This window comes from Ruegeria sp. CDSB117 (assembly GCF_059611005.1).
On the sequence record NZ_JBXWOS010000009.1, the window covers coordinates 1 to 26,266 of the forward strand.

At 56.7% G+C, this 26,266-nt stretch carries 27 protein-coding genes, 1 tRNA gene and 1 pseudogene; 10 read left to right on the forward strand and 19 right to left on the reverse strand.

The window, feature by feature from the left end:
- The first annotated feature begins 118 nt into the window (after positions 1-118).
- Complete coding sequence (locus AC2FJC_RS11550) at positions 119-1,390, forward strand: nSTAND1 domain-containing NTPase (protein WP_496739628.1); 1,272 nt, start codon at positions 119-121, stop codon at positions 1,388-1,390.
- Positions 1,391-1,564: 174 nt separating this feature from the next.
- Entirely contained in the window at positions 1,565-1,846 is a 282-nt protein-coding gene (locus AC2FJC_RS11555; RefSeq protein WP_496739629.1) for a hypothetical protein, read from the forward strand.
- A gap of 18 nt (positions 1,847-1,864) precedes the next feature.
- Here the strand turns inward: AC2FJC_RS11555 and AC2FJC_RS11560 are convergent, their stop codons facing one another.
- From AC2FJC_RS11560 to AC2FJC_RS11605, 10 genes are all read right to left on the reverse strand, one after another.
- Positions 1,865-2,635 (reverse strand): alpha/beta hydrolase, encoded by a 771-nt coding sequence (locus tag AC2FJC_RS11560; protein ID WP_496739630.1) that lies wholly within the window; start codon positions 2,633-2,635, stop codon positions 1,865-1,867.
- 68 nt (positions 2,636-2,703) lie between these two features.
- Positions 2,704-3,543: an EamA family transporter gene (locus AC2FJC_RS11565; protein WP_496739632.1), complete on the reverse strand. Its 840-nt coding sequence runs from the start codon at positions 3,541-3,543 to the stop codon at positions 2,704-2,706.
- Positions 3,544-3,617: 74 nt separating this feature from the next.
- A complete protein-coding gene (locus tag AC2FJC_RS11570; protein ID WP_496739633.1) occupies positions 3,618-4,763 on the reverse strand; it encodes an iron-containing alcohol dehydrogenase in 1,146 nt (381 codons plus the stop codon).
- A 68-nt stretch (positions 4,764-4,831) separates the two neighbouring features.
- A complete protein-coding gene (locus AC2FJC_RS11575; RefSeq protein ID WP_496739635.1) occupies positions 4,832-6,214 on the reverse strand; it encodes an aldehyde dehydrogenase family protein in 1,383 nt (460 codons plus the stop codon).
- Between the two features lie 128 nt (positions 6,215-6,342).
- Positions 6,343-7,704 carry a glutamine synthetase family protein gene (locus AC2FJC_RS11580; protein WP_496739637.1) on the reverse strand — a complete coding sequence of 454 codons (1,362 nt, stop codon included), beginning with the start codon at positions 7,702-7,704 and terminating at the stop codon, positions 6,343-6,345.
- A 50-nt stretch (positions 7,705-7,754) separates the two neighbouring features.
- Entirely contained in the window at positions 7,755-9,440 is a 1,686-nt protein-coding gene (locus AC2FJC_RS11585) for a Na/Pi cotransporter family protein (protein WP_496739638.1), read from the reverse strand.
- Between the two features lie 148 nt (positions 9,441-9,588).
- Positions 9,589-10,623, reverse strand: a complete 1,035-nt coding sequence (locus tag AC2FJC_RS11590) for a TRAP transporter substrate-binding protein (RefSeq protein ID WP_058274157.1) — start codon at positions 10,621-10,623, stop codon at positions 9,589-9,591.
- Positions 10,624-10,673: 50 nt separating this feature from the next.
- Positions 10,674-11,993 (reverse strand): TRAP transporter large permease, encoded by a 1,320-nt coding sequence (locus AC2FJC_RS11595; RefSeq protein ID WP_282169226.1) that lies wholly within the window; start codon positions 11,991-11,993, stop codon positions 10,674-10,676.
- Positions 11,990-12,574 (reverse strand): TRAP transporter small permease subunit, encoded by a 585-nt coding sequence (locus AC2FJC_RS11600; protein ID WP_496739639.1) that lies wholly within the window; start codon positions 12,572-12,574, stop codon positions 11,990-11,992. The genes AC2FJC_RS11595 and AC2FJC_RS11600 overlap by 4 nt, the downstream gene beginning before the upstream one ends.
- The gene (locus AC2FJC_RS11605) at positions 12,571-13,326 is read right to left on the reverse strand and encodes an N-formylglutamate amidohydrolase (protein ID WP_496739640.1); all 756 of its coding nucleotides are present in this window, start codon (positions 13,324-13,326) and stop codon (positions 12,571-12,573) included. Before AC2FJC_RS11605 ends, AC2FJC_RS11600 begins: the two co-directional genes overlap by 4 nt.
- Before the next feature lie 136 nt (positions 13,327-13,462).
- On the opposite strand from AC2FJC_RS11605, the gene AC2FJC_RS11610 reads away from it, so the two are divergent.
- Complete coding sequence (locus AC2FJC_RS11610) at positions 13,463-14,350, forward strand: MurR/RpiR family transcriptional regulator (protein WP_058274161.1); 888 nt, start codon at positions 13,463-13,465, stop codon at positions 14,348-14,350.
- A 78-nt stretch (positions 14,351-14,428) separates the two neighbouring features.
- Positions 14,429-15,184, forward strand: a pseudogene (locus tag AC2FJC_RS11615) (hypothetical protein); the annotation flags it as partial.
- A 7-nt stretch (positions 15,185-15,191) separates the two neighbouring features.
- Here the strand turns inward: AC2FJC_RS11615 and AC2FJC_RS11620 are convergent.
- Positions 15,192-15,866, reverse strand: coding sequence for a TIGR04283 family arsenosugar biosynthesis glycosyltransferase (locus tag AC2FJC_RS11620; protein ID WP_496739641.1), 675 nt, complete (start codon positions 15,864-15,866; stop codon positions 15,192-15,194).
- A 74-nt stretch (positions 15,867-15,940) separates the two neighbouring features.
- Here AC2FJC_RS11620 and ygfZ point away from each other — a divergent pair, with 74 nt between their 5' ends.
- Both ygfZ and AC2FJC_RS11630 read left to right on the forward strand, forming a co-directional pair.
- A complete protein-coding gene (ygfZ, locus tag AC2FJC_RS11625; protein ID WP_496739642.1) occupies positions 15,941-16,678 on the forward strand; it encodes a CAF17-like 4Fe-4S cluster assembly/insertion protein YgfZ in 738 nt (245 codons plus the stop codon).
- 106 nt (positions 16,679-16,784) lie between these two features.
- Positions 16,785-17,729, forward strand: coding sequence for an ABC transporter transmembrane domain-containing protein (locus AC2FJC_RS11630; protein ID WP_496739643.1), 945 nt, complete (start codon positions 16,785-16,787; stop codon positions 17,727-17,729).
- A gap of 60 nt (positions 17,730-17,789) precedes the next feature.
- Here the strand turns inward: AC2FJC_RS11630 and efp are convergent, their stop codons facing one another.
- Positions 17,790-18,353, reverse strand: a complete 564-nt coding sequence (gene efp / locus AC2FJC_RS11635) for an elongation factor P (RefSeq protein ID WP_496723679.1) — start codon at positions 18,351-18,353, stop codon at positions 17,790-17,792.
- A gap of 218 nt (positions 18,354-18,571) precedes the next feature.
- Here efp and AC2FJC_RS11640 point away from each other — a divergent pair, with 218 nt between their 5' ends.
- Entirely contained in the window at positions 18,572-18,892 is a 321-nt protein-coding gene (locus tag AC2FJC_RS11640) for a DUF6280 family protein (protein ID WP_008757056.1), read from the forward strand.
- A gap of 67 nt (positions 18,893-18,959) precedes the next feature.
- Here AC2FJC_RS11640 and AC2FJC_RS11645 read toward each other — a convergent pair whose 3' ends face one another.
- Positions 18,960-19,529 carry a cobalamin biosynthesis protein CobQ gene (locus AC2FJC_RS11645; protein WP_496739644.1) on the reverse strand — a complete coding sequence of 190 codons (570 nt, stop codon included), beginning with the start codon at positions 19,527-19,529 and terminating at the stop codon, positions 18,960-18,962.
- Positions 19,530-19,589: 60 nt separating this feature from the next.
- Between AC2FJC_RS11645 and AC2FJC_RS11650 the strand changes: the two genes are divergently transcribed.
- A complete protein-coding gene (locus tag AC2FJC_RS11650; RefSeq protein WP_496739645.1) occupies positions 19,590-21,047 on the forward strand; it encodes a cobyric acid synthase in 1,458 nt (485 codons plus the stop codon).
- 3 nt (positions 21,048-21,050) lie between these two features.
- Here AC2FJC_RS11650 and AC2FJC_RS11655 read toward each other — a convergent pair whose 3' ends face one another.
- The 3 genes from AC2FJC_RS11655 to AC2FJC_RS11665 form a co-directional block, all read right to left on the reverse strand.
- Positions 21,051-21,800, reverse strand: coding sequence for a hypothetical protein (locus tag AC2FJC_RS11655; protein ID WP_496739646.1), 750 nt, complete (start codon positions 21,798-21,800; stop codon positions 21,051-21,053).
- A gap of 89 nt (positions 21,801-21,889) precedes the next feature.
- Positions 21,890-23,308 (reverse strand): TolC family outer membrane protein, encoded by a 1,419-nt coding sequence (locus AC2FJC_RS11660; protein WP_496723687.1) that lies wholly within the window; start codon positions 23,306-23,308, stop codon positions 21,890-21,892.
- A 95-nt stretch (positions 23,309-23,403) separates the two neighbouring features.
- Positions 23,404-24,057, reverse strand: a complete 654-nt coding sequence (locus AC2FJC_RS11665) for a protein-L-isoaspartate O-methyltransferase family protein (protein ID WP_496739647.1) — start codon at positions 24,055-24,057, stop codon at positions 23,404-23,406.
- Between the two features lie 227 nt (positions 24,058-24,284).
- Here AC2FJC_RS11665 and AC2FJC_RS11670 point away from each other — a divergent pair.
- Positions 24,285-24,358 (forward strand) — tRNA-Cys (locus AC2FJC_RS11670).
- Positions 24,359-24,426: 68 nt separating this feature from the next.
- Here AC2FJC_RS11670 and AC2FJC_RS11675 read toward each other — a convergent pair.
- From AC2FJC_RS11675 to AC2FJC_RS11685, 3 genes are read right to left on the reverse strand one after another with little or no spacing between them, the layout of a single operon-like run.
- Positions 24,427-25,458, reverse strand: a complete 1,032-nt coding sequence (locus tag AC2FJC_RS11675) for a site-specific integrase (RefSeq protein WP_496739648.1) — start codon at positions 25,456-25,458, stop codon at positions 24,427-24,429.
- Positions 25,455-25,646 (reverse strand): hypothetical protein, encoded by a 192-nt coding sequence (locus tag AC2FJC_RS11680; RefSeq protein WP_102870184.1) that lies wholly within the window; start codon positions 25,644-25,646, stop codon positions 25,455-25,457. The genes AC2FJC_RS11675 and AC2FJC_RS11680 overlap by 4 nt, the downstream gene beginning before the upstream one ends.
- A 24-nt stretch (positions 25,647-25,670) precedes the next feature.
- A complete protein-coding gene (locus tag AC2FJC_RS11685) occupies positions 25,671-25,865 on the reverse strand; it encodes an Arc family DNA-binding protein (RefSeq protein ID WP_081805596.1) in 195 nt (64 codons plus the stop codon).
- An 84-nt stretch (positions 25,866-25,949) separates the two neighbouring features.
- On the opposite strand from AC2FJC_RS11685, the gene AC2FJC_RS11690 reads away from it, so the two are divergent.
- Positions 25,950-26,264, forward strand: coding sequence for an Arc family DNA-binding protein (locus AC2FJC_RS11690; protein WP_121999155.1), 315 nt, complete (start codon positions 25,950-25,952; stop codon positions 26,262-26,264).
- Positions 26,265-26,266: the final 2 nt, after the last annotated feature.

Here is a 26,266-nt window from a genome sequence, read left to right on the forward strand (position 1 = left end):
GATACACCTCTGAAACTCAGTGGCTTGAAGCATGCAACAGAGACAGCAGCAACAAATTTAATGGGTCCAGAACCTAAAGAGTTTCCAACAAAGCAATTTAAGAAATGAAAGACTAAGAATGTGGAATGATTTTGGGTTTAAAAAGAACCTCTACGATACACACCCAATCAATGGCGACCCTGATGGCGAGAGATTATTGGTCGGTAGAGAAAAAGAACTAAAGAAAGTAAAGAATAGGATCAAAAGTTTCGACAGCATAGTGACGATTGAGGGCCCTAATGGTGTTGGAAAGACCAGCTTAGTGCAAGTGGCTGGCTATCAACTACAAAGTGAGACAATCAACGCAGGAAAGAGTTCAATTCTGCTTATTCCCGGCATTTTTCAGTTTACCGCCGAAGAGACCGCCATTGAATTTAAGCGTAAAGTATATGCGGAAATCGCATCTTTTTTTATTGCAAACGAAAAAGAGTTGAGGCGGCGTTTAGATCTTCAATTCAATCTGAACCCGCTTGAATCATGGCTGGAAAATCCGCTGTTTACTCAAGGCAGCATTTCGATCCTGGGAAATGGGGTAGGTGCGGGGCAGACGCCCAATCAATCGCCCGGATTTGATCTGCACGGTTTTTTCAGCATAGTTGATCGACTTCTGAAGGTTGCTTTCAACGATAAAGGCGGCGCTGTCTGTATCTTGGACAACCTTGAAATTCTCAACACATCGCAAACTGCACGTCAAAAAATAGAAGCGCTAAGAGACGATCTATTCTCTAAGCACGGCATCAAGTGGGTTGTGTGCGGCGCGCGAGGGATCGTGAAAAGCGTCGCTAGCAGCTCACGCCTTCAGGGTCGGCTGCAAGACCCAATCGAGGTGGCACCGCTTGAAAGCGACGCGATTTCAAGCCTGATAGCATCGCGCGCGGAAGCGTATAGACTTAAAGGCGATAGCATTCCGCCTGTTGGCGTTCGGTCGTTCGAGCATATTTTCGAACTCCTAAATGAAAACTTGCGTGATTCACTGAAGTTTTCGGGCGATTTTTCAGGGTGGCTGTTTGAGGAAGGTTCTTACAAACCGAAAAAGGATCATCTACATGATTTGTTTGAAATATGGTTAGCTGAAAAAAGCGAAGAGTACTATTCTGCAACAAATGTACCACCCAGGGCATGGAAACTGTTTGATGACATCTGCAATTTGGGTGGTTCGATAAGCCCGTCTGACTACGAAGACTTTGGCTTCAATTCTCCACAAAACATGAGGGGACAGGTTTCAAAGCTCGAAGGGGCAATGCTAGTAAGTTCTGAATTTGATGAGACAGATCATCGCCGCAAAACAATAACTGTACTCCCGAAAGGTTGGTTACTGCGGCACTATCGAACTGACTTTGAACTCAAATAGAATAGTTCCTATAGCGATATGTAGGCGCAAAGATATGCGCCTACAGTAATTTCCATTGCCTAACCCGTTGATCCCGTTCACACTTACCCCATTCGTCATTCAAGAACGACATTTGAGGCTCCGAGCGTCCAAGACCCAAGTTGAACAACAACAAATTTCGAACGGGAGGACGACATGAAAGCACTAACCCTCGGGCTGGCCTTTGCCTTGTTGGCCAGTCAGGCAAGCGCGCAGCAGTCGCTGATCGGCGCATCGCCTATTCCGGTCGGGGCAGAGTTACGGTTCTGCTATTACAACGGCCTCGCTTATTCGGTGGACGCCTATGTTGTGATCTCTGGCAACAACACTGTGACCGAAACGTCCAGCGCGCGCGAAGAACACCTTCTGCGTTGTATCAAAAGCGGCGACGGTGTCATGAAGTGGAAACCAGAGAGCGGTATTCAGATCAATCGCTGAACTGAAAGGTCGGGCCGCCTAACCCACCTTACCCTCCAGCCAGTCCGCGATCTGGCCGGCGGGGTGTTCCCAGCCGGGCTCCATGAACAGGAAATGCGCGTGGTTTTCCACCGGCATAAACGTCGCGCGATCCCCGTACAGATTGGCCAACGCCCGGCAAGTGTTTGGGTTGACGGCGCGGTCCTCGGTCCCCGAGACGATCAGCACCGGGCAATCGACCTTGTCGATATCGACCTTCATCGCGTGGTGGTCGTCGAACATCCAAAAGAACATCTCGAACATCAACTGCCCGCTTTCCGCACCCAGCTGGTCGAACACTTCATGCTGCTGCGCCGCGGGCATCTTGTTCAGCGCAAAGGGGGCCATCAGGTCGAACTCGACCCGCATGGGTTGCTTCCAGAACGCCCCACCCTCCATCAGCGCGCGCGGGATGGCGCGTTCATCGTCGGTTTCGGGCAAAGTGCCCCACGGCGCGTTCGGGTTGATCAGAACAATGGCACTGGCCAACCCGCGCGCGGCCACTTGCTGCGCCACAACGCCCGCGATGGCATGGCCGAGGATGACTGGTTTGCTGTCCAAGCCCTGGGCGAGCTCGGCAATATCATTGGCATAATCCGCGACACTGGTATCCGTAAGTCCGGGGTCAGGTTCGGCCTTGGGGTCCCCACCATGAAAGCGCAGCGCAGGGGTGTGCACCGTCCAACCGCGCGCGCGGAAGAAACCCGCGTATTCCGCCATACACCAAGGTCCGGCAAAGGCCCCGTGGATCAGAACAATCTCTTTGGTCATCAAAACGCCCTCTCGTCACTTGCCCCCACTATGCGAGACGACAGGCGCGCGCGGCAAGGGCGCCGGCGTCAGACAGACATACCGATCAGGGCTACGCCAACGGCCATCAGTAGGGCCGCACCAAGGCGACGCATCCAGTTGCCCTCATGCAGGAAGATAAACCCGATCAACGCAGCGAAGATCACCGAAGTCTCACGCAGTGCTGAAACCGCACCGAGTGGTGCGAAATTCTTGGCGTAAAGCACCAGACCATAGGCCGTCATCGACACCAGCCCGCCCAGGATGCCGATCATCCAGACCTTTGCAGGAAGGCTGGCCAACGTGTCCCGCTTTTTGATACCGACGAACCCGGCGATGAACAGGTGCAGGAACGCGCCCCACGCCCAGTAGCTGAGCGTATTGCCCGACAACCGCACGCCGATGCCGTCCACGACCGAATAAATCGAGATGCAAAACCCGGTACCCAGAGCAAACCCCAGCGCCCAGCGCCCGACACCAGACCGCAAGGCCGTCCAACTGCTGAGCTGAATACCAAGCGCGATCAGCGCAATCCCGCCCCATGCCTGCAAAGGCAGCACCTCGCCCACCAGGATCATCGCCCAGAGCGAGACCAACGCAGGCACGATACCACGGGCAATCGGGTAGACGACGCTCAGATCCCCATGCTGATAGGCTTTGCCCAGCATGTAATAGTACCCAAAATGCACGACGGTCGAGATCAGGATATAGGGAAAGCTTTCCGCGCTGGGCAGCGGCAGCAGCAGGACCATGGCCGTTGCAGGGATGACATGCCCAAATGCGACGAGGCCCAAAGTGGTCGTTCGGTCGGCGGCTGTTTTGACGATGGCGTTCCACACCGCATGCAGCAACGCAGCCGTCAAAATGATGGCGATGACAAACAGAGTCACGTCCGAACCTTTCGCGCAGAGAGAACCGGCCCAAGATACGGGCCGGTTTCGTTACTTGCACAGAGCAAGACCGATCACAATGCAGCCTTGAACAGAGCGGTCAGATTGTCCTCTGTCAATTCGATTGGGTTACCACCACAAGACGGATCGATGATCGCGCCTTGCACCAGTTCCGGGATTGCAGCTTCGGTCACACCCAGTTCGGACAGCCTGGTTGGGATACCCAGCGAGTCGTTGAACGACTGGACAAAACCGCGGACGCCATCAAAGCCGCCATCAATTCCCAGATAGGCTGCCGCCGACTGAAACCGATCAGCGATAGCTGGCGCATTGAACTCCAGCACTGTCGGCATGCAAACCGCGTTGGTGGTGCCGTGGTGAGTGTTGAAAACCGCGCCAATCGGATGGCTCATGGCGTGGATCGCGCCTAGGCCTTTCTGAAAGGCGGTCGCCCCCATGGCTGCCGCGCTCATCATCTGTGCGCGGGCCTCAATATCCGTGCCATCTGCATAGGCGCGTGGCAGATACTCCTTGACCAGCCGCATACCTTCCAACGCAATGCCGTGGCTCATCGGATGATAATGCGGGCTGGAATACGCCTCGACACAATGCGCAAATGCATCCAGACCTGTGCCCGCCGTGATGAACTTGGGCATGCCAACTGTCAGCTCGGGGTCGCAGATCACCACTGTCGGCAGAACCTTGGGATGGAATATGATCTTTTTCGCGTGGGTTTCGGAATTCGTGATGACACTGGCGCGCCCGACCTCGGACCCGGTCCCGGCTGTGGTCGGCACAGCGATAATCGGCGCGATGACATCGGCATCGGCGCGAGTCCACCAATCGCCGATATCCTCGAAATCCCAAACCGGGCGCGACTGCCCTGCCATAAAGGCAACCATCTTGCCCAGATCCAACCCGGAACCGCCGCCAAAAGCGATCACACCATCATGGCCGCCCGCATTGTAGGCCGCGACCCCTGCCTCAAGATTTTTTTCGTTCGGGTTCGGATCCACGTCGCTGAATAGCCCGCGCCCCAGCCCTGCGGCCTCCATGATATCCAGCGTTGCCGCGGTGATCGGCAGATCGGCCAACCCTTTGTCGGTGACCAACAACGGCCTTTTCATACCAGCGGCAGCACATGCCTCGGGCAGTTCCTTGATGCGGCCTGCGCCGAATTTGATAGCGGTCGGATACGACCAGTTTCCAACAAGTGACATGTCAGGTTTCCTTTGTGATTTGAGACCTGCCCGGCCGAGGGGGGTCAGAACCGGCCAGGCCGATGCCCTTAGCCCGTGACCTTTTTCAGGTGGTAGGATTTAGGACGTGTCAGGTTGTGATAGCCAATGACGGACAAACCGCCGCCGCGGCCGGTATTCTTGCAGCCAGTCCAACAAAGACCCGGATCCAGATAATCGGCGCGGTTCATGAACACGGTTCCGGTTTCGATCGCATCGCCCACGCGTTCGGCCCGGTCTACATCGCGGGTCCACAGGCTGGCGGTCAGACCAAATTCACTGTCATTCATCAAAGCGATGGCTTCGTCGTCCGAGGACACTTTCATAATGCCGACCACGGGGCCGAAACTCTCGTCCTGCATCACCCGCATGTCATGGGTGACGTTGGTCAGGATCTGCGGTGTCAGATAGGCTCCACCATCGTCCTCGGGGAACGTGTCGATATGAGCCACCGCCCCGGCCGCAACAGCCTCGGCGATCTGCGCGCGCACCTCTTTGGCAAAGCGCACATTGGCCATCGGACCAATCGTTGTATCGCTGTCCAGAGGATTGCCCAGCTTATAGCCTTTCACTACATCGACTGCCTTGGCGACGAAGTCGTCATAAAGGCTTTCGTGAACGTAAATCCGCTCAATCCCACAACAGCACTGGCCCGAGTTGAACATGGCACCGTCGATCAGCGTTTCGACCGCTGCATCCAGATCAGCGTCATCCATGACATAGCCCGGATCCTTGCCACCCAGCTCGGTGCCAACACCGGTGAATGTCCCAGCAGCCGCGCGCTCCATCGCTTGGCCACCACCGACTGACCCGGTGAAGTTCACAAAGTCGAACGCATTGCCTGCGATCAGGTCATTAGTCACGTCATGGCTCAGGAAGACATTCTGAAACACATCTTCGGGTATACCCACGGAATGAAACGCTTGCGCCATGCGCTCGCCCACCAGCAGCGTCTGCGTGGCATGTTTCAGGATCACAGTGTTCCCCGCGATCAGCGCCGGGGCCACAGTGTTGATTGCGGTCATGTAGGGATAGTTCCAGGGCGCCACCACAAAGACCACGCCATGCGGAATGCGCTTGATATAGCGTTTGAAGGCTTCGTCCTCGCCCACTGCGATATCAGCCAGAGACGCCTCGGCAATCTGAGCCATATGGCTCGCACGTTCGTTAAAGCCGCCGAACTCACCGCCATAACGTACCGGACGCCCCATCATATGCGCCAACTCGGGCACAATCTCGTCATTCACTGCCCCAACCGCAGCCACACCGGCCATGACAAGATCAATACGTTCCTGCAACGGTCGCGCCGCCCATTCTGCCTGTGCCGCCCGCGATCGCGCTGCCGCTTCAAACGCCGCATCCCGTGACAACACCTCACGTTCAGCAAAAACCGATCCATCAATCGGCGAGACACATTTCAACATCTGCCCCATAACAACTCCATTTCCAAAAAAACAGGATCCCTGCTTCATCTAGCCACAAATTTCCTGGGGGCTGCCATTGGTGCGCCATTGGTTCGAGCGCCAATGGCGGCGGGCAAAGCCCCCAGCCGGACCCAATCTCAAGCCCGCTCAAACCCCCGGGCAATTTCCCAATCCGTCACAACTCGCTCGAATTCCTCGATCTCGACTTCCGCCGCGCGGGTATAGTGATCGACCACCTCTTCGCCCATGGCAGCCCGCAGCATCGATGACCCGTGCAAAGCATCCCGTGCTGCGCGCAGATTGCCGGGGATCATGCCGGTGTCACCCTGATAGACATCACCGGTGGTGGGCGATTGCAGTTCCAGGCCTTCTTCAATACCGGCGATCCCGGCGGCCAACATGCCAGCCATCGCCAGATACGGGTTCATATCTGATCCCGGAATACGACACTCAACCCGCACGGCTTTCGTCCCATCGCCGCACAGACGGAAGCCAGCCGTACGGTTGTCTACCGACCAGATAATCCGTGTCGGCGCAAAGGTACCCTTCATGAACCGCTTGTAGCTGTTGATGTAGGGGGCCATGAAATAGGTATAGTCAGCGGCATATTTCAGCAGGCCCGCCATATAGCTTTTCATCAGCGCCGACATACCCAACGCGTCATCCGCATCATAAAACGCTGGCTTGCCATCCGCCCAAAGCGACTGATGCACGTGGGACGAGCTGCCCACCTTGTCATGGTGCCACTTCGGCAGGAATGTCGCCGCGTGCCCGTGTTGCCAGGCGATCTCTTTCACCGCGTTCTTGGCGATCGAGTGAAATTCGGCCGTATCCATCGCAAGTGCATATTTGATATTCAGCTCTTCCTGCCCAGCTTCGGCTTCGCCCTTGGAATTCTCGACTGGAATCCCCGCGTTCCACAGGTGGTTGCGGATCGGGCGCATCACATGCTCTTCCTTGGTGGTCTGCAGGATGTGATAATCTTCGTTATAGCCCGAGATCGGCTCCAGATCGCGGAAGCCTTCCTTGCGGATCTGGTCAAAGCTTTTTTCGAACAGGAAAAACTCCAGTTCGGTGGCGCACATCGCGTCATAACCCATGGCTTTGAGGCGATTGACCTGTTTCTTCAGGATCGAGCGCGGCGCATGCGGCACTTCCTCATGCGTGTGGTGATCCAGCACATCGCACATCACCATCGCCGTGCCTTCCAGCCACGGCACCGGGCGCAGCGTGCTCAAGTCCGGCTTCATGACATAATCGCCATAACCCCGCTCCCAACTGGTCGAGGCATAGCCGTCCGGCGTGCCCATCTCCAGATCCGTGGCCAGCAGGTAATTGCAACAATGGGTTTCTTCCCACGCACCTGCTACGAAATGACCTGCGTGAAACCGCTTGCCCATCAGCCGGCCCTGCATGTCCACCATGCAAACCAGTACGGTGTCGACCTCGCCCGTTTCGAATTTGGCTTTCAGATCGGCCAAAATCGCTTCATTGCCCATCATTGGTTTCCTTTGTCACTCAGAAAGACCTCGGTTTCGATTACCTGCCTTCAGTCATCGTTGGCTTCTTTTTCCATTTCCATCACCAGGCGCGTTTCCAGAACCTGACCGCTTTTGTAGAGGATCGGATAGGCGACGGCGGCGATGTGCCCGTGCAAGTCGCGCATGGACCGCAGGGTTTCCAAATGCAGGTCGGAGGACTGGAAACTCTCAGTCTGACCACGCTCCAACCGTTTCAGGTGCGCCTTGCGGCTATTGCGGGACATCCGCTTGACCTCGGCCTTGTCCAACACCAGCCGGCGGGCACAATCCATGTCGTCCACCAACAGCACGTGACGCGCCAGCGAGAAGCTTTCCAGAATGGCCGCGTGCAAATCCTTCAGCTCTTTCCAGCCCTGCGCCGAGAACTCCGAACGTTCAGTATGCTTGATCTGCGCCGTCCGGGTCATCCGGTTGGAGACGACATCGCCCGCAGCTTCAAGACGGATGGCATATTCGACCAACCCTCGTGCGGCTTTGATCTGCCCTTTGCTCATATTCTGCCGCGGCATGCGCGCAACGAAACGGCGGATCTCGGTCAGTTGCGTATTGACCCGCTCATCCTGCTGCCAAAGCGCGGAAATCGCGTCGCTGTCATCCTGTTCGTAGATATCCAAAACGGGGCGGAACATACGCTCGACCTGCGTGATCATCTGCAACAGTTCGTGACGCACCGAGGACATCGCAACGCTGGCCCTTTCGCCGCTGGGGTCCCCCAGCGGTGTCAGCGCATCCGAAAACTGATCCAGCGCATTGGCCTCGGCTTTGGGCTCCGCCATCAGAACGGCCATCGGCTGTTCCAACTGGTTCACGAAACCCGTGGCCAGAAGGAATACAGCCAAATTGAATCCGATATGTGCAAAAATCAGAGACTGCGCCGGGCTCGTCACCAATAGCGCCTCGTGCAAACCGCCAACATTCACGACGATCAGCATTACCAGCGCCGCGCTTCCCCGCAATAAGAGGTTGGCCAGAGGGATACGCCGGGCTGAGACGGTCATATCGCGCGTCAGCCACAATGGAATGAAGGCCGAACCCAGATTTGCTCCCAGCACCAGCGACAACCCGGCGGCAAAGGGAATTGCACCGATCTGAACCAAGGCCACGCACATCAAGATCGTCGCGACCGAGCTGTGCATGACAAAGGCCAGCACCGCACCAACGATAAAGGCGCTGAAATAATCGGTCTCAAGATACCCCGCGATTGCGGGCAAAAACGCGCTTTCGCGGATCGGCTCAACTGCTTCGCGCAGGAATTGAAGCGAAATCAGGATGAAGGCGACGCCCAGAACGATCCGGCCCATAAGCCGTACATTCGACCGTTCGGATTTCAGGTACAGCCAACCGCCCAACGCCAGCAATGCGGGTTGTAGCCAGCCCAGATCATAGGACAGAACCTGAATGACTAAAGCGGCGCCCAAATCCGCGCCCAGAACACCCGCCAGCGCCATCCCAAACGTCACCATCCCCGCCGCAGCGAAACCGGTCAGCAATACCGTAACGGCGGCCGAGCTTTGCAGGATCGTGGCCAGAACCATGCCAGCCCCCCCTGCAACAAAGCTGTTGGAGTGGCGTGTCAGGATCGACTGGAACAGCGCACCAAAGCGCCGTTCAATGCCCGTGCGCACCAGACGCACAGCAAATAGCAGCAACATCGTTGCGGCAAAAATCTCAATCAAAAAGCTCGCGATAGCCATATGTTCACACCTCTTTCGACCGGTGCGCACAAATGTGCTTCCGGTTTCGTTTTTCTATTCTTGGAACAGAGGTGAGCATAAATGGTGTCGCTTATTGATGTCCAATCCCGACGCACGGGGTGCCCCACGCGTCGGGAAGAAGGGTTTCTTAGGTGTAACGATAGGGCCGACCAGCCTTTAGCATCTCGGCGTTGTAACGCTTGAAGATGTCGACAACTTTCGCTTTGGTCTCGGACTCGGCTGCGACTTCGTCCCAGAACTTCACGGCGGCTTCCTCAACGGTTACCCATTCTTCGTCCGGGATAGAGGTCAATTGCATCTTGGTGCCGTTGACGCGCAGGTTGGCCTCACCACCCCAATACCACCACTGACGGTAGTAATGTGACTGATCACAGCAAACCTTGAACAGGGTCTGCAGATCTTCGGGTAGTTCGTTCCAGCGGTCCATATTGGCAAAGAAGTGACCCGCCCAGGCACCCGACACGTTGTTGGTCAGGAAATAGTTGGTCACATCGGCCCAGCCGACGGTGTAGTCTTCGGTGATGCCCGACCAAGCGATACCGTCCAGTTCGCCCGTTTGAACCGCAACCTCGATGTCTTCCCACGGCAGGGTTACCGGCACGACGCCGAACTGAGACAGGAAGCGCCCCGCCGTCGGGAAGGTGAAGATGCGTTTGCCCTTCATATCCGCCAGCGAGTTGATCGGGTCCTTGGTCGCAAAGTGGCAAGGGTCCCATGCTCCGGCGCTGATGTGCTTGACGCCGACCTTGGAATATTCTTCGTCCCAGATCTCGTTCAGGCCCCACTGGTTGAACAGCACCGGCACGTCCAGAGAATAGCGCGAAGCGAACGGGAAATAACCACCGAAAACAGTGACTTCGGTAGGCGATGCCATCGAGTCGTCGTCCGACTGTACCGCGTCGATGGTGCCTTTCTGCATCGCCCGGAACAACTCTCCCGTGGGAACCAGCTGATCAGCATAGAACAGCTCAATCTGCATCCGGTCACCGGCGATTTGGTTGAACATCTTGATCGCAGGATCAATCACGTGCTCGGCCAAGGCTGGGCCAGCATATGTTTGCATCCGCCATGTGATCGTGTTCTGCGCCAAGGCAGGCGTCGCCAGTGGTGCGGCAGCAACGCCAACCCCAGCGGTTTTCAGAAACTTACGTCTTGTCGTCATGTCAATTCCTCTCCGTTAAAGTTTCTGTGCCCGTTCACCGAGCATTCTTATTAGTTTCCATAGACATACCCGGGCAACCACAGAGCGATTTCCGGGAAAATCATGATGATTGTCAGCGCCAGCACCATCACCGCGACAAAAGGAAAGATCGAACCATAGATGTCCCGCAGGGTGATCTCGGGCGGGGCCATCGCGCGCATCAGGAACAGGTTATAGCCGAAGGGCGGCGTCATATAGGCGATCTGCGTCGTGATCGTATAAAGCACCCCATACCAGATCAGATCAAAGCCCAACTCGCCGACCAGCGGGACATAAAGCGGTGCCACGATGACCAGCATTGCCGTGTCATCCAGGAACGTGCCCATGACGATAAAGCTTAGCTGCATGAGGATCAGGATCATCCAGGGCGACAAGCCAAGTTGATCGGTGAACAGATTGTCGATGGCTTTCACCGCGCCGAGACCGTCAAATACGGCCCCAAAGCCCAGCGCAGCCAGAATGATCCACATGAACATGCAGGAAATGGCCAACGTCTGCTTGGTGCAGTCTTCGAAAATCTTCCAGGTCATGCGGCGCTTGATGACGGACACAGCCAGAGCGGTCAGCGCTCCGATCGCCGAGCTTTCGACCAGCGACGTCCAGCCATTCACAAAGGGCACCATCATGGCCGCAAAGATGATCAGCGGCAGCGCCCCTGCCCCCAGAAGCCGGATCTTCTCGGCCCGAGGCACTTCATGCGCGTCTTCCATCGCCGGACCAAGTTCAGGCTGAATGCGGCAGCGGATCCAGATGTAGAGAATGAACATCGCAGCCATCAGCAGACCCGGGATAATCCCGGCCAGCCAAAGCTGCCCGACCGGCTGCCGCGCAATCATCGCGTAGAGAACCAGAACGACCGACGGCGGCACGAGAATGCCCAAACTGGACCCGGCCTGAATGACCCCAGTCACCATTGTCTTGTCATAGCCGCGCCGCAGCAGCTCCGGCAGCGCAATAGTTGCGCCGATGGCCATACCCGCAACGCTAAGGCCGTTCATGGCCGACACCAGCACCATCAACCCGATGGTGCCGATGGCCAGACCACCATTGATGGGCCCCATCCAGACATGGAACATCTTATACAGGTCATCCGCCAGCCGGCTTTCGCTGAGCACATACCCCATGAAAATGAACATTGGCAGCGTCAGCAGCGGATACCATTTCATTAGCTTCATCGCGGCCGAGAACGTGATGTCCTGCCCGCCTGTTCCCCAAAGCGCCAGCGCGGCAATGGTAGCCACCGCGCCAATCGCGCCAAAGACCCGCTGACCTGTGAACAGCATCAGCATCATCAATGCGAACATGAAGATGGCGATATATTCCTGGCTCATGCCCGCACGACCCCGATTTCCTGCCCGTTGACCCGGGCTATGTCTTTGAAGAATTCCGATATCGCCTGCAGCAGCATCAGGAAGAAGCCGAACACCATGATGGTTTTTACCGGCCAAATATACGGCCGCCACGCTGTTGATGAGCGTTCAAGCCGGCCAATTTCCTCGCTGCCTGTCAACAGTCCAAAAAAGTAGGAGACCGGTTCATCGCCCCAATAGCCAAGGCTGTAGGCCGTCGACCCAAGCCCGCCATAAAACAATACCCCCAGGTAGAAGATCAGCAGCAGAACGGTGAAGGCATCGAACCAGGCTTTCCGGTGCGGGCTCCAGTTGTGATAAAACAGGTCCATTCGGACGTTCGATCCCAGCTGGATCGAATACGGTCCGCCCATAATGTAATAGGTCACCATCGCAAACTGCGCCATTTCCAGCGTCCAATGCGATGGCACGAAAAACGTTTTTGAGATCGAGGACCAAAGCAGGATGCCCATCATCACGAACAGGCCCCACATCATGACCCGTCCGATCCGGTAGTTGACCGCATCGACGATCCGGACATATGAGGCCATCGCCTTGATCACGCCGCGCCCCCTTTCTGAAAATCTGCAAGGGTCCGCGCGATCCATGACGCCAGGCAATCGGCCATCGCCTCTTGCTGCTCGGGCGTTTGTATCAAGTCATTGCGGATCTCGATCATGACGTTCAACAGCCCGTTCGGCAGCGCCTGCGCGTCAAGCGTATGGGCAACCCCGTCCGCCGCCGAATACGGCTCATTCAAGCGAGTCTCATAGGGTTGGTCGGCGGGTGCTGTCGTCATCATTGCCCGGGCGAACCGGTCATCCACCCCGTGTAATATGCCCAGTTCCACCTCACGCGTCTGACCATGGTAGACTGGTGTAAAGCTGTGGACCGTCACCATAAGTTCAAGCGTATCCCCATTTTGGGAGATCAGGTCAGACAGTGCCTTGCTGAAGGGCTGGTAGATGCTCTCAATCCTGCTTTCACGCTCTTCCTCGGACAGATCGACATTCGCTGGGATTTGATAGTCCTCGCTGCGCGCCGGCATGGCCCCTGCGGCTTCAGGCGGGCGATTGCAGTCATAGACCAGCCGGGACACCCCGCCATACACCAGCGGTGCCGACAGGCGTGCCGCCATCAGCTTGGCCACAGCCAATGCCCCGGGATCCCACGCGATGTGGCTTTGCAGCGCGCCCACAGGCAATCCCATATCCCCCAAAAACGCGGGAATGCGGCTGGACGCGTGTTCGCAGACCAGCATTACCGAAAGGGGACCATCCACTGTGTCCGTGTGAACGACTGTTCCGAAGTCCAAAATACCGCCTTGCGATTCCAATTAAGATGCGTGTGGAAAAATTTCCACAAGAGACCTTAACCTGTCAATATTTTTCCTGTATAAATTTCACCACTCTTGATCTTGCTGAAAAATTATTCACACTAAGATCGAAAAGATGCAGGAGGAACGCCGCGTGCGGGTGACGGACAGGCTGCTGGCCCACAAAGACAAGATGACCCCATCCGAGCGGCAACTGGTCAGTGTATTGCTGGACGACTACCCCATGGCTGGCCTTGGCAGCATCACCGAGCTGGCCAGCGCGGCCTCGGTGTCCACCACGACAGTCGCGCGGATGCTGCAAAAGACCGGGTTTCAAGGTTACCCGCAGTTTCAGGCCGCCCTGCGGGGCGAAGTGAAAGAAATGATCTCGGGGCCGGTCGCCAAACGTGACTTGTGGCAAAACGATCTGCCTGAAGAGCATATCCTGAACCGGTATTCCCAACAGACACTCGCCAATCAAAAACGCACGATTGATGAGGTTGATCCAGACGAATTCGACAGTTTCTGCAACTTGTTATGTGACCCCAACCGGCGCATCTTTATCACCGGTGGACGCATTACCGGCACGTTGGCCCAATACCTGTACCTGCACCTGCAGATGATCCGCCCCGACGTGCGGTTGCTTCCCGTTGCGGCATCGTGGACACACGATTTGCTGGACGTACGCAAAGACGATGTGCTGGTCGCACTGGATGTTCGCCGATATGAAAACGCGTCCCTACTGATCGGCCAGCTGTGCCATGAACGCGAGGCTGAAATTGTTCTGTTCACCGATCAGTGGCGCTCACCCATTCATCGGCTGGCCAAACACACCTTTGCGGCGCGTATTGCCGTGCCGTCGGCGTGGGATTCAATGGCAGCCATTCTGGTTTTGATGGAATGCGTCATCGCCGAAGTACAGGAAAGGCTGTGGGATTCGGTTAAAGAGCGCACAGATGAGCTGGAACAGGCCTTTGACCGCACCAAACTGTTCCGGAAATTCGGCCAAAGCTCGGGCTCATAACGGCTTTTTACCACCCAAACGGAACAACTGAGCGTGAGGAGTGTTGCCAGCCGCATAGCAGGCCGTCACTTTGAAGGCATGAGTTTCGTGACCCAAAACCAACTACCGCTTTTGATCCTGTTCTTTCTGATTGGATTGATTGGCACCGCCTTTCTTTTCCGTAAACCCGCCGGGCATCGCGCCTGGAAACTCGCGGACCTCGTCTGGGTTGTACTGGGTGGCGTTGGCGCGCTGGTCGCGGTTTTGGCCGGGCTTTACACTTCGGATAGCTCGCGACTGGACCGCCAGATAGACGTGGCTTACGCCGCCGGGCTGGCCTTTGACCGCGATGCCGCGCGGTTCCGCCTGCGGTTTTGCGATCCGGCCTTTGACCCGGATACTGCTATTCTGTGCGAAAAGGTAGAATTCCTGTCGGCCTCAACCGCCAGCAATGCCGACCTGCCATTGTTCATCGCAGTCACAAATGAGGTCGCGCCATTGCAGGGGCTGCATTTTCTGTTTGGCAGTCAGGCAAAAGACGAACAGGACGAAATGCGCGCAATGGCCGACAAGGCTGATGCGTTCAACATCGATCAGTTCCTAGTCTTTACCACTCTGGACGACGTAACACAGGCCGCGATCGACAACATGCGCCGCAAGGTTCCAGCGATTGCCGGTGACTATCTGATCCTGGCGCAAAGCTATGATGATCTGGTGGAACAGGTCGGCAAGTTGAAGGACGAATGGGAATACCTGCAAGACAATGCGCACATACTTGTGCTGCAGATCATCGCGTTATGTCTGGTCAGTTTCGCAGCGCCGTTCCGGCTGGGCAAGTCCGTGGTCGAGCTGCGCGCGTCGCTCAGCGCCGATAGTCCTGCGCCAGCTTCGCAGGATCTGCCCCCAGAAAATACCGCGTCAGAGTCCACAGGTTCCGCCCTCCCCGACGCAACCAGCCTGCACGCTCATAGCGATCCGCGCTCGTAACTGCCCGGCTGGGCAGCAAAGTGATGCCGCGCAAGCTGCGGACCAAAGCGACGTCCTCCATCAAGGGTTGATCGGGAAAGCCCCCCGCCTTTCGATACATCTCAGATGGAACCAACAGGCCCTGATCGCCATATGGCAGGCCAAAAAGACGACTGCGCAGATTGGCCCAACCCGCCACCCATGCCGGCGCAAAGCCTGACGCCCGAAACGCCAAGCGAAAAGCAGCCGGGGTTCCGGTGAAAAGATGGTCGCCTACAACCTTACCCCACCCTGCTTGCAAAACTGTGTCGACATGCAAAACAAGCAGCCAGTCCCCTTTGGCTGCGGCGCATCCTCGGGCCAATTGCCCCCCGCGCGAAGGTGGCCCGGTCACGATCTCAGCGCCGGCCTCATCCGCAATCTTTAAAGTCTGATCAGTCGACCCACCGTCCGAGACGATCAATTCGCGGATCAGCCCCGCATGCAGGCCTTCCATCAAGGCCGCAAGGGTCGCGGGAAGGGTTCCTTCCGAATTCAGGGTCGGGATAACGATGCTAATCGGCGCAGGCACGGCGGAAACCCTCTGGTCATGGCAGCGGAAACCCCTATATCACGAGGTCCGAGGAAAAGACGAGGACAACCCAGATGCCCAACCGCCGTATATTGCGCCTGAGCGGCTCGGACACCGACAGCTTTCTTCAAGGGTTGATCACCAACGACATCGCAGGGTTGGACAATGGGCTGGTCTACGCCGCGCTGCTGACCCCACAAGGCAAATACCTGGCGGACTTCTTTCTGCAGCGCGAGGGTGACGCGGTTTTGCTGGATGTTGCCGAAGGCCTTGCCGATGGATTTGCCAAACGGTTGGGCATGTACAAGCTACGCGCAGATGTCAGCATCGAAGACAGCGGCCTGAGCCTGCAGCGCGGTACTGGCCCTGCCCCCGAAGGTGCCCTGCCCGACCCGAGGCACCCGGACATGGGGTGGCGGGCCTATACAGCGGGTGCGGAAAGCGACGACGATACAGATTGGGATGCAATCCGCGTGCGACACTGCATTCCGGAAACTGGAATCGAACTGACCCCCGACAGCTTTATCCTTGAGGCCGGGTTCGAGGCGCTAAACGGCGTGGACTTCAAGAAAGGCTGCTATGTCGGGCAAGAAGTCACCGCGAGGATGAAACACAAGACCGAGCTGCGCAAAGGCTTGCGTGGCGTCAGCGTCAGTGGTTCAGCACCAGCTGGAACTGCAATTACTTCTGGCGGAAAACCGGCCGGTACATTGTTCACCCAATCCAATGGCCGCGGGATCGCCTATTTGCGATTGGACCGCGTAGGTGACGACATGCAGGCTGGTGACGCCACCATACAGTTGGACACTTAACGTGTTGCCGAACCGGCACGGCTGACCAGCTGACTGAATTGGCGTGGTTTGAACATAGCCAAGTGCGCTGTCACACTGGTTTGAATTCAGCAATCCGGATGCACGTATGTTCCAGCTATACAGGGCAATCTGGCGCGCCAGCGCCGGACGGCAGATCATCCTCATCGTTCTGTCCATCGCGATCGCGGGTCTGGCTGCAGTTCCGCTGGAGTTTCAGCGCGACATCATCAACCACCTGACCTCAGCCGACGTAACTACGGACAAGCTGATCTACCTGGGTGCCGGAATGATGTCGGTCATCTTACTCAGCCTCGCCCTAAAGTGGCTTTTGAGCTATCGCGCAGGAACGTTGGGCGAAGACCTGATCCGCATGATCCGCCAAAGGCTGCTACTGCGCGCCTCAGATATCAATGTCTCGGGCGAAACGATGCGCAAGGGCACGATGACCACGGCGATTTCAGCCGAGGCAGAAGAGCTGGGGAAATTCGCGGGCGGCGCTTTCTCGGACCCGGTCGTTCAGATCGGCACGTTGATCAGTGTGATCGGCTATATCTCGTCAACGCAACCGGGGCTGGGCATGATCGCCTTTTCGATGATCGTGCCGCAGATCATCATCGTGCTGGTATCCCAACGCAAGGTGAACGTGTTTGTCGCCGAACGTGTCCGGATACTACGCGGAGCCAACGATAAGCTGAATGTCGAGCGGATCAACGAAGTCGCGCGCGAGGTTGAGGCGCAGTTCGACGATATCTACGAAACGCGGCGCAGGATGTTCATCTGGAAACTTTCTGCCAAGTTTCTGTTGAGCGTCATAAACGGAGCGGGAACCGTTGGCGTGCTGATGCTGGGTGGCTATTTGGTTCTGAACGGGAAAACGGATGTCGGCACTGTTGTCGCCGCCACAAGCGGCCTCAGCCGCATTCAGGGGCCCACGGCATTCCTGATCGCCTTTTACCGGCAGGTCAGCGCCAATCGTATCAAGTATGAACTGATGCTTGAACTGTTTGGCCCCAACCCCGAACGGTATCGCCAAATCAGACGGGGCCGCTGATAAAGAAAAACCGCGTGGCACCAGTCCACGCGGTTTTTCTTTACTCTGGTAAACGCGTGGTTACGCGCGTTCGGAATATTCCATGGTTTCGGTGTTCACCACGATCATCTCATCCTGACCAACAAATGGCGGCACCATGACTTTAACACCGTTGTCCAGAATGGCTGGCTTGAACGAATTCGCGGCGGTCTGACCTTTGACCACAGGCTCGGTCTCTACGATCTTGCAGGTCACTTTCTGAGGCACCGTGGCGTTCAGAGCCTCGCTTTCATAAAATTCGACGACAATTGTCATGCCGTCCTGCAGAAACGGGCGGCGTTCGCCCAGCAGTTCCGCGGGCAGTTCAATCTGCTCATACGTCTCGGAATCCATGAAGACCAACATGCCGTCAGATTCGTACAGGAACTGCTGATCTTTCTGTTCAAGACGCACGCGTTCCACTTTGTCAGCCGAGCGGAACCGCTCGTTCAACTTCGAGCCATTGCGCAGATTGCGCAGTTCGACCTGCGCAAAAGCGCCGCCTTTACCGGGCTTTACGTGGTCAACTTTGACTGCGGCCCACAGCCCGCCGTTATGCTCAAGCACATTTCCGGGGCGAATTTCGTTCCCATTTATCTTGGGCATGACTTAAATCCTTCACAAACGGTTGATGCGTCAGTTCCCGCTCCTATATCTGGCGGGAACACACCTGACAAGATGACGAGACCTAGTGCTGCACTTGCAGCAAGCTATGCAAATGACGCAACGCAACTATGCATTTTAAGTGTATCCGAATCGCACTTAATCGGTCATAAGAACCGTCACGCCGAAAATGCAAGAGCAAGAACAACAAGGAAGACGAGATGAGAGATTTCGTTGACGGCACTGCCTTTAATAACGAGCAAGGCAATCGTGCACGCAAACTTTTCGCGGCCGTCGTACTGGCTGCGCTGGATGACGCTATTGCCGACGACAAGAAGTATGGCAATGGCCCGGAACAAATCGCCCGTTGGGCGCGTTCTCGTGATGGTCGCGAAGTACTGTCGTGCGCGGGTATCGACCCGAATGAGCGCGTTGTTGGCGGACTGATGGAGTTCGTTGGACGTGGTGTACGCACCTCGGTTGCACTGTCGCGTGAAGAAAGCGAACGTCGCAACGCGGCCCAACAAGCAGAAGCCGCCTGATCCAAGGTGACTTTCGCATGAAAAAGCGCGCTCCCTAGCTGGGAGCGCGCTTTTCTTATGCAATCAATCAAAAGAACAACAGCCACTGCCGCGCGACCCATAGTTCGGCCATCAGCAACACGGCAAAGAACGTTTTCGCCCCGGTGGGCATGCCGCGACGCCACAAAATGGCGTAACACGCGACACAAAGCACGGCCGAAATTGGCGCCACCCATAAGGCGTGATGCGTGCTGTCCCAATAGCTGACGGGGCTGTGAAACACCCAGTTGCTGAATGGCCAGAACTGCGGCCGCCCATCCCCGGCATGCAGCAGAAAATCCACCGAAAGATGCAGCAACCCGGCCGACACCCCAACGGTCCAGACCTTCCAGCGCATCCATACCCCGACAAGCAAGGCACCCCCCCAAAGGACAAAGGAATTGTCGATCGCAAACACGGTCTGCCAGCCGTCGGAAAAGTATAACTGATCGAATACCACGCTTGGGGCTATCCCAAGCACGAAAAGGGATGTACCTGCCAGCACGTAGAGCGACAGGTCCGGCAATAGCGAACCCAACAGAGCGGCCCACAGGATACGTCCGTGGGCTGGGCGGGCAAAGGCGGCAGCTCCGATCAAAAGGTGCGCTGGCGTGTTCAACTTTGGCTTTTCCTTTGCCCGCAAATCAGGTCATCTGCGCGTCAACATAGGAGACAGGCCATGGTTCGGTCCATCATGATTCAGGGCACCGGCAGCAATGTCGGGAAATCGGTTCTAGTGGCCGGTCTGGCGCGGGCCTTCACCCGGCGCGGTTTACGTGTTGCACCGTTCAAACCACAGAACATGTCGAACAATGCCGCCGTCACCGAAAATGGCGGAGAGATCGGGCGCGCACAGGCTTTGCAAGCGTTGGCGGCGCGGCGTGCGACGCATACGGACATGAACCCGATTCTGCTGAAACCGGAAACCGACACTGGCGCTCAGATCATCGTACAAGGCCAACGCGCGGGCACGATGAAAGCGGGCGATTACCGCAAGGATAAATCCAAACTGCTGGGCGCGGCACTTGAAAGCTTTGACCGCTTGTGCAGTGACGCGGATCTTGTCCTGATCGAAGGTGCGGGCAGCCCGGCCGAAACCAACCTGCGCAATGGTGACATCGCCAATATGGGATTTGCGCGCGCTGCAGGCGTACCAGTTATTCTGGTAGGTGATATTCACCGCGGGGGGGTCATTGCCCAGATCGTGGGCACCCAGGCGGTATTGGATGCAGGCGATCTTGAGATGATCCGGGGTTTTGCCGTCAATCGGTTCAAGGGCGACGTATCCCTTTTCGACGAAGGTCGCGATGAAATCGCTGCACGTACCGGATGGCCTTGTCTGGGTGTCGTTCCCTGGTTCCATGATGCGTGGAAACTGCCAGCCGAGGATATGATGGATATCCGGTCCCACTCTGGCGGGGCCTGCAAAGTCGTTGTTCCGCAGTTGGAACGCATGGCCAATTTTGACGACCTCGACCCTTTGTCTGCCGAACCCGGTGTCTCGGTCGAGATCGTGCCAGCAGGACGCCCCCTGCCCGGTGATGCCGATTTGGTACTGCTGCCCGGCAGCAAATCCACCATCGGTGATCTGGCTTATTTCCGGGCGCAAGGCTGGGACATTGACCTATATGCGCATGTCCGCCGGGGCGGCCATGTTCTGGGCTTGTGCGGCGGCTATCAAATGCTGGGCAAGACGATCGCTGATCCAGATGGCGTCGACGGGCAACCGGGGACGGTCGAAGGGTTGGGCCTGCTGGATGTTGAGACCGTGATGGCAGGGAAAAAACAGGTAACACTCACATCGGCCCGCGCCCTAGACGGAGGAGAACCTGTTTCAGGCTACGAAATCCACATGGGCCGTACCGAAGGCCCTGATTGCGCCCGCGCTTGGCTAGAGGTCGAGGGGCGGCCAGAAGGTGCCGCAAACGCCTCTGGTCGTATCCGTGGCAGTTACCTGCATGGTATCTTCAGCTCGGACGCATTCCGCGCGTCTTACCTGTCGCAGTTGGGCGTGACCTCGGACTTGGCCTATGAAGACGGGGTTGACGAGACACTGGACGCGCTGGCGGATCACCTTGAACGGAATATGGATCTGGACCGCCTGCTGGCGCTTGCAGAAGCGCCCCAAAGGGCCTGAGCGCTACTCGAGGTCCTGCTCGGCCAGGGCCTTGTAGATTTCGCGCCGAACCATCTTGCGGACGTTGCGGGTGATGCGTTCGCCCAAAACACCCTGCAATTCTTCACGAACAACTTCGGCGATCATTTTGCGCAATGCGTCTTCGCTTATGCCAGCTATCGCAGAATCTTCCGCTGCTGCTTCGACAGGGTGAGCAGGTGTTGCGGTGATCACCTCGGGGTCGCGAATGAAAGTTGCCTTGGTCGTTGCCACAGTTTCTTTAGCCTTTGCCTGAGTGGGTTCGGCTTTCTTTCCCCCGGTATCCGAAAATTCTTTGCGTGCGCTGAATTCAAGGGCTTTCGCCGGAGTACCGGAGTACTCGTCTTCGCTGTCGCCGTCCGGCTCCCACTGGTCCTCAGTGCGTGCAATCGCCGCCTCTAGGGCTTCGATCTTTGCGCTCAGGCTGTTGGTCGGGTTTTTGGGCGGCTCTGGCGCGGCTTGTTCTTTGTTGGCGGGATCTTCACGATTTACAATGTCGCACGCGCGCAAAAGCATCGGCTTGACCGACGCGTCGGCCGTGTAGCCTGCTTTGGCTTCGGCTTCAATCTCCGGGCTGTCTTGAATGCTGGACGTTCCGCCGACTCGCAATGCATCGGTAAGCACCAATCGCCCGGGCTTGCGGGCGATTGAAGGCGTCGGCTCTGAGGTTTGTTCACCTCTTTCACCGACCAGCCGTTTGATCGAGGACAGCACGTCCTCTACTCTGCCGTTCACGACTTTTTCCGTCATTGTTCTCTACCGCTCTATCCTCAGGATTGAGTGTAGCCAAACAAGCCGGGCGTCACAACAGATAGTATTGGCCCTTAGTCGCGGCGCAGTGCTTTGAGAACGCGATCCAGGTCTTTGCTTTGTCTGCTGACCTGAGCCGGCGCTTTCTTGACCAGGTTGTAATACAGCGTCGGATCATAGATCTGCACCGCCAGTCCCAGGCGTTCTGCAGTCAACAGACCCTGTGCCTGCAACAGCTGATAGGCGGCGCGCGAACGCTCGATACGCGACGCGACCTCGGCCAACTGCGCATCCAACAGATCCTGCTGGGCGTTCAAAACGTCCAGCGTGGTCCGTGCACCCAAAGTGGCCTCTTCGCGAATACCGTCAAACGCCACCTTCGATGCGCGCACCCGTTCGCTTGATGCCCGCAGGCTTGCAGATGCCGCCTGGAAACGGGCATAGGCTTCGGTCACACCCTGAGTGATATCTTTCTGCACATTCAACAGGTTGGCACGCGATGCATCCCGTGTGGCCATGGCGCGGCGCACGCTTGCGGCCAAACGGCCACCGGCATAAATCGGCTGGTTGAAATTCAACGAAACCGTGCCGTCTCTGGTATTGTCGTCGTTGTCATAGCTCTCGGTGATACCGGCATCGGCATTCAGGCTGACATTCGGACCCAGGTTGGCGCGCTGCTGCGCCACGATCAGATCGAAGGCACGCACCTGGTGCTGAGCCGAAAGAATGGCCGGGTGATTACGCTGCGCAAGGCTGACGGCCTGCGGTTCCGAGTTTGGCAGGTTTGGCAGGCTAGGTTGACCGGCCGTGCGTCCGGGCGATTTGCCAACGGCATTCACATATTCCGCCTGTGCCGTATCGAGGTTACCGCGCGCAACAGCCAGATCAGCTTGCGAGCTTGCAAGCTGGGCTTGTGACAGCGCAACGTCCGTACGCGTGACTTCGCCTACATCGAACCGGTCCTGCGATGCGCGCAGTTCTTCGGCCGATACGTCGACGTTGTTCAGGCGAATCTGTACGGTTTCTTCCTGCAAAAGAACTTCGAGATAAGCATTGGCTCCGCGGAACAGAACCTGTTGTTCGATATCAATAAGGGTCTGCCTAGTGGACAGCACCGTTTCTTGCGCCGATTGCTTGCCCAGAACGGCAGCCCCACCATCGTAGAGCAGTTGGCTGAGGGTCAGCCCCGTGAAGAAGTTGTTCGGGTCGGGTCTTGTCACCACATTGTTGATTTCGCGACGCGTGTAGTCGTGGCTAATTGCAACCGTCCAGTTGATGATCGGTCGAAGCGCCGACAACGCGATTGCCACGTCTTCGTCTGCTGCACGCAACAAGGCGCGGTTTTGTTCCAGCAAACCGCTGGTATTGTAAGCGCCTATGAATGCGTCAGTTATATTGTCGGCCCAAACGGCCCGTCCCGGCACAAAGCTAAGTGCGACCCCTGCAGTCAGCGCCAGCGCTTTGACCAGCTTCCCTCCCGCCATAGAACCCATAACGAAATCCTCTCAAATCGAATTTACCCTGCTCTGCCTATAGTTTGCGCGTTTGCGTTAAACTAATCAAGGCGGCAGAAAAATCAGCTATCAAACTATAGCGAAAATACACGATTTTTGGAAAATGTCTGCAAAATCGGTGCATTGGCGTTAAACGCATCCCGCCAGGTCACACGATCCCCTGATTTATGGCCGATACGGACGACCCCCAGCGCACCTTGGACAAAAAGGCAGGCAATTCGCCCATGATCCTTAAGCTGTGCGATCAAAGCATCCGGAACCTGTTCAACGCCGCCTTGGATCATGATCACGTCATAGGGTCCATGTTCAGGGGCGCCTAGCTCAAGCGGACCGACATGGACAATCGCATTGTCTGCCTCCGCCTCCATCAGGATGGACTGGGATTCGGCCGCAAGGCTCTCGTCTTCCTCTACGGCGACAACCAGCTGTGCCATGCGCGCAGCCACAGCGGTCGAATACCCCAAGGCCGGAGCAATATCCAAAACCGACTCGTCGTTGGAGATGTTCAATATGTCCAGCATCTTAGCCAGGGTCCGCGGCTCCAGCATGCAGCGCCCGTCACCCAGCTCGATCAATCCCTCGACATAGGCGGCCTCGCGCTGTGCATCCGGCACGAAATTCTCGCGTTTGACGGTAAGCATCGCGTCTATGATGGGAAACTTCGTAACATCAGAAGGACGTATCTGGGCATCGACCATCGTTCGGCGGCGGGCTGCGAAATCTGTCATTGGATCGCTCATCTTGTTCCCTTGGGTTATTGAGTTCTGCCACATCCTTGAAAAACCGGCAACGGCCCAGACACGGAAACTTTCCAATCTTCACAAGATACAACGTCGCAACCGAAGACTAAGTTTGCACCCGACCCTGAAATTTGCGCTCCCCCCTCTGGACGCTCCTGTCGAAAGCTGCTAAAACGCCGGTCACACCACGGCAAGTATTTGATTTTACTTGAAAAGGCGAGTTGGCGGAGTGGTGACGCAGCGGATTGCAAATCCGTGTACACCGGTTCGATTCCGGTACTCGCCTCCAATAAAATCAATGACTTGCGTCATTCCCCTTCTCCTTCACTGCCATTTTTGAAACAAGCGTTGAAACTTTCACGTTTTGCTCTTGCTTCGTTCCATTTGATTTCTTGCCTCTTGAGCGCGCTTCGCGAGCTCCCTCTGTCGGATCGGCCCGCCGTATTTTTTCAGCATCTCGACGCCTGAGTGACCGGTGACAGCCTTGACCATCTCGTCATCGCATCCAGCCAGATAAAGCTCGATCGTTGCGTTTTTCCTGAGCCCGTGCGTTTTGTAGTAGCTCGCCTTCTCGTGCTTCATCTTCTTTTTGATGGAGCGCATTTCCTCAGCGACGATGCGATAGCTGACCGACCTGCCCTTGACGTCAGTCACGACCGTGCCGTCCGTTCGCTCGAGCCCGTCCAGGTGGGCCTTGAGACGATCAGTGAGCGGGATCCACAGCGGCTTGTCGGTTTTACCCTGAGTGAAATCGAATCCTTCGTCGGAAAAGTGTGCCCACTTCATCTTTACGACGTCGCCAATTCGCTGGCCTGTGCCAACGCAAAGCTCGTAGACCAGTCGCGCACGCTCAGAAGCCAGCGCTTCGAACTCTGCGCGAACATCGTCTGGCCAAGGCTCCCACCCGTCGCTCTGCTGCTTGAAGAGCGGAATGCCCTTCGCCGGATTCCCATGCTCTTTCTTGATAAAGCCAATCAAACGCGCATGGTTCATCAAGACGACCATGACCTGGACGAGATAGTTCGCCTGCCGCCAATGATCCGCATTGGCGCGGTGCAATTCGTAAATGTGATGCGTTTCGATCCGAGCCGGGTCTTTCTCGGCCCAGATCTCACGAATGTGGCTGATGTACCGCCGATAGTCGGATCTCGTCCGGGGCTTCAGCTTTTTGTAGGCGTCGCTCTCGTAGTAGCTCAAGATTAACGCCTCAAAGTTACGCTTCACCGGCGCAGGTGCTGGCTTTCCCTTAAGCAGGCGATTGTAATGATCCCAAAATTCCGGAGTGCCCGCTTCCTCTTGCATCATGACCGAGATGCCACGCGAACGCCGAATGAACCGAAGATATCCCCTGTCATTGTAGACGTATTTTGGCAGGCTCTTGCGGGTCATTCGCCCATTCTCAAGTCACTATTCAAGAAATCATCAGCTGCCTCGGCCGCCACCATGTTGGCGTCAACGATGACGCTGCCATCGGGTTTGATCTCGAACTTCGCGCGTTGCCAACCTGCCTCCCGCGCCTCGCGTATAAAGGCCGAGGCCGCTTGTTTCGCTTTCGTCTGTGCACTTGCCTTGGTCATCGTGTCGGTACCTCTCTCGCCTTGTTAACAACGCGCATTATCACCCTGATCCATAATGATATTTCCAATTGCTCCAGGTGTGGAGCGCCTGTCCTTTGCCGCGCGAATGGCGCGGATCACTTCAGAGTTTTGGGAGTTTCCATTGCGATCGGACTCCGCCTTGATCCACTCCTTGAGCTCTTGCGGAAGTCGAAGCTGCATTGGTTTACGACTGTTCATGAAACGCCTCCAGGTTGAAACCACATCCTTTTAGTGGCACTTAGCCACTATTGCGTCAATTGCTTTTTATGGCACAGTGCCACCATGCCAGAACAAAGCTCTCAAAATCAGGATAAATTCATCGTGCGGCTGCCCGACGGTCTTCGCGATCGGATACGCCTCGCGGCTGAGGCCAACCACCGCAGTATGAATGCTGAGGTCGTCGCCTTACTCGAAGAAAACTATCCGGCCCCTGTGCCGGAAAAACTGGAAGACCCCGCCGCGCGGCTGCTCTTCTGGCTCGCGAAGCGCATCCGCCGAAGAAGCCCGAAGCCCGGCTCTCCCAGAGACAAGCAAGCAGCCTTGTATGAGCGCATTGCGGTCGATATCTCGGAACGCATGAAGGATATCGGGGAATAGCC

Coding starts and splice junctions, on each gene's coding strand:
- AC2FJC_RS11590 (WP_058274157.1), bottom strand. CDS start 10,623: ATGACGACAAGACGTAAGTTTCTGAAAACCGCTGGGGTTGGCGTTGCT.
- AC2FJC_RS11575 (WP_496739635.1), bottom strand. CDS start 6,214: ATGGGGCAGATGTTGAAATGTGTCTCGCCGATTGATGGATCGGTTTTT.
- AC2FJC_RS11650 (WP_496739645.1), top strand. CDS start 19,590: ATGGTTCGGTCCATCATGATTCAGGGCACCGGCAGCAATGTCGGGAAA.
- ygfZ (WP_496739642.1), top strand. CDS start 15,941: ATGCCCAACCGCCGTATATTGCGCCTGAGCGGCTCGGACACCGACAGC.
- AC2FJC_RS11570 (WP_496739633.1), bottom strand. CDS start 4,763: ATGTCACTTGTTGGAAACTGGTCGTATCCGACCGCTATCAAATTCGGC.
- AC2FJC_RS11595 (WP_282169226.1), bottom strand. CDS start 11,993: ATGAGCCAGGAATATATCGCCATCTTCATGTTCGCATTGATGATGCTG.
- AC2FJC_RS11690 (WP_121999155.1), top strand. CDS start 25,950: ATGCCAGAACAAAGCTCTCAAAATCAGGATAAATTCATCGTGCGGCTG.
- AC2FJC_RS11685 (WP_081805596.1), bottom strand. CDS start 25,865: ATGAACAGTCGTAAACCAATGCAGCTTCGACTTCCGCAAGAGCTCAAG.
- AC2FJC_RS11555 (WP_496739629.1), top strand. CDS start 1,565: ATGAAAGCACTAACCCTCGGGCTGGCCTTTGCCTTGTTGGCCAGTCAG.
- AC2FJC_RS11675 (WP_496739648.1), bottom strand. CDS start 25,458: ATGACCCGCAAGAGCCTGCCAAAATACGTCTACAATGACAGGGGATAT.
- AC2FJC_RS11580 (WP_496739637.1), bottom strand. CDS start 7,704: ATGGGCAATGAAGCGATTTTGGCCGATCTGAAAGCCAAATTCGAAACG.
- efp (WP_496723679.1), bottom strand. CDS start 18,353: ATGCCCAAGATAAATGGGAACGAAATTCGCCCCGGAAATGTGCTTGAG.
- AC2FJC_RS11610 (WP_058274161.1), top strand. CDS start 13,463: ATGCAGGAGGAACGCCGCGTGCGGGTGACGGACAGGCTGCTGGCCCAC.
- AC2FJC_RS11665 (WP_496739647.1), bottom strand. CDS start 24,057: ATGACAGATTTCGCAGCCCGCCGCCGAACGATGGTCGATGCCCAGATA.
- AC2FJC_RS11560 (WP_496739630.1), bottom strand. CDS start 2,635: ATGACCAAAGAGATTGTTCTGATCCACGGGGCCTTTGCCGGACCTTGG.
- AC2FJC_RS11550 (WP_496739628.1), top strand. CDS start 119: ATGTGGAATGATTTTGGGTTTAAAAAGAACCTCTACGATACACACCCA.
- AC2FJC_RS11660 (WP_496723687.1), bottom strand. CDS start 23,308: ATGGGTTCTATGGCGGGAGGGAAGCTGGTCAAAGCGCTGGCGCTGACT.
- AC2FJC_RS11640 (WP_008757056.1), top strand. CDS start 18,572: ATGAGAGATTTCGTTGACGGCACTGCCTTTAATAACGAGCAAGGCAAT.
- AC2FJC_RS11585 (WP_496739638.1), bottom strand. CDS start 9,440: ATGGCTATCGCGAGCTTTTTGATTGAGATTTTTGCCGCAACGATGTTG.
- AC2FJC_RS11630 (WP_496739643.1), top strand. CDS start 16,785: ATGTTCCAGCTATACAGGGCAATCTGGCGCGCCAGCGCCGGACGGCAG.
- AC2FJC_RS11680 (WP_102870184.1), bottom strand. CDS start 25,646: ATGACCAAGGCAAGTGCACAGACGAAAGCGAAACAAGCGGCCTCGGCC.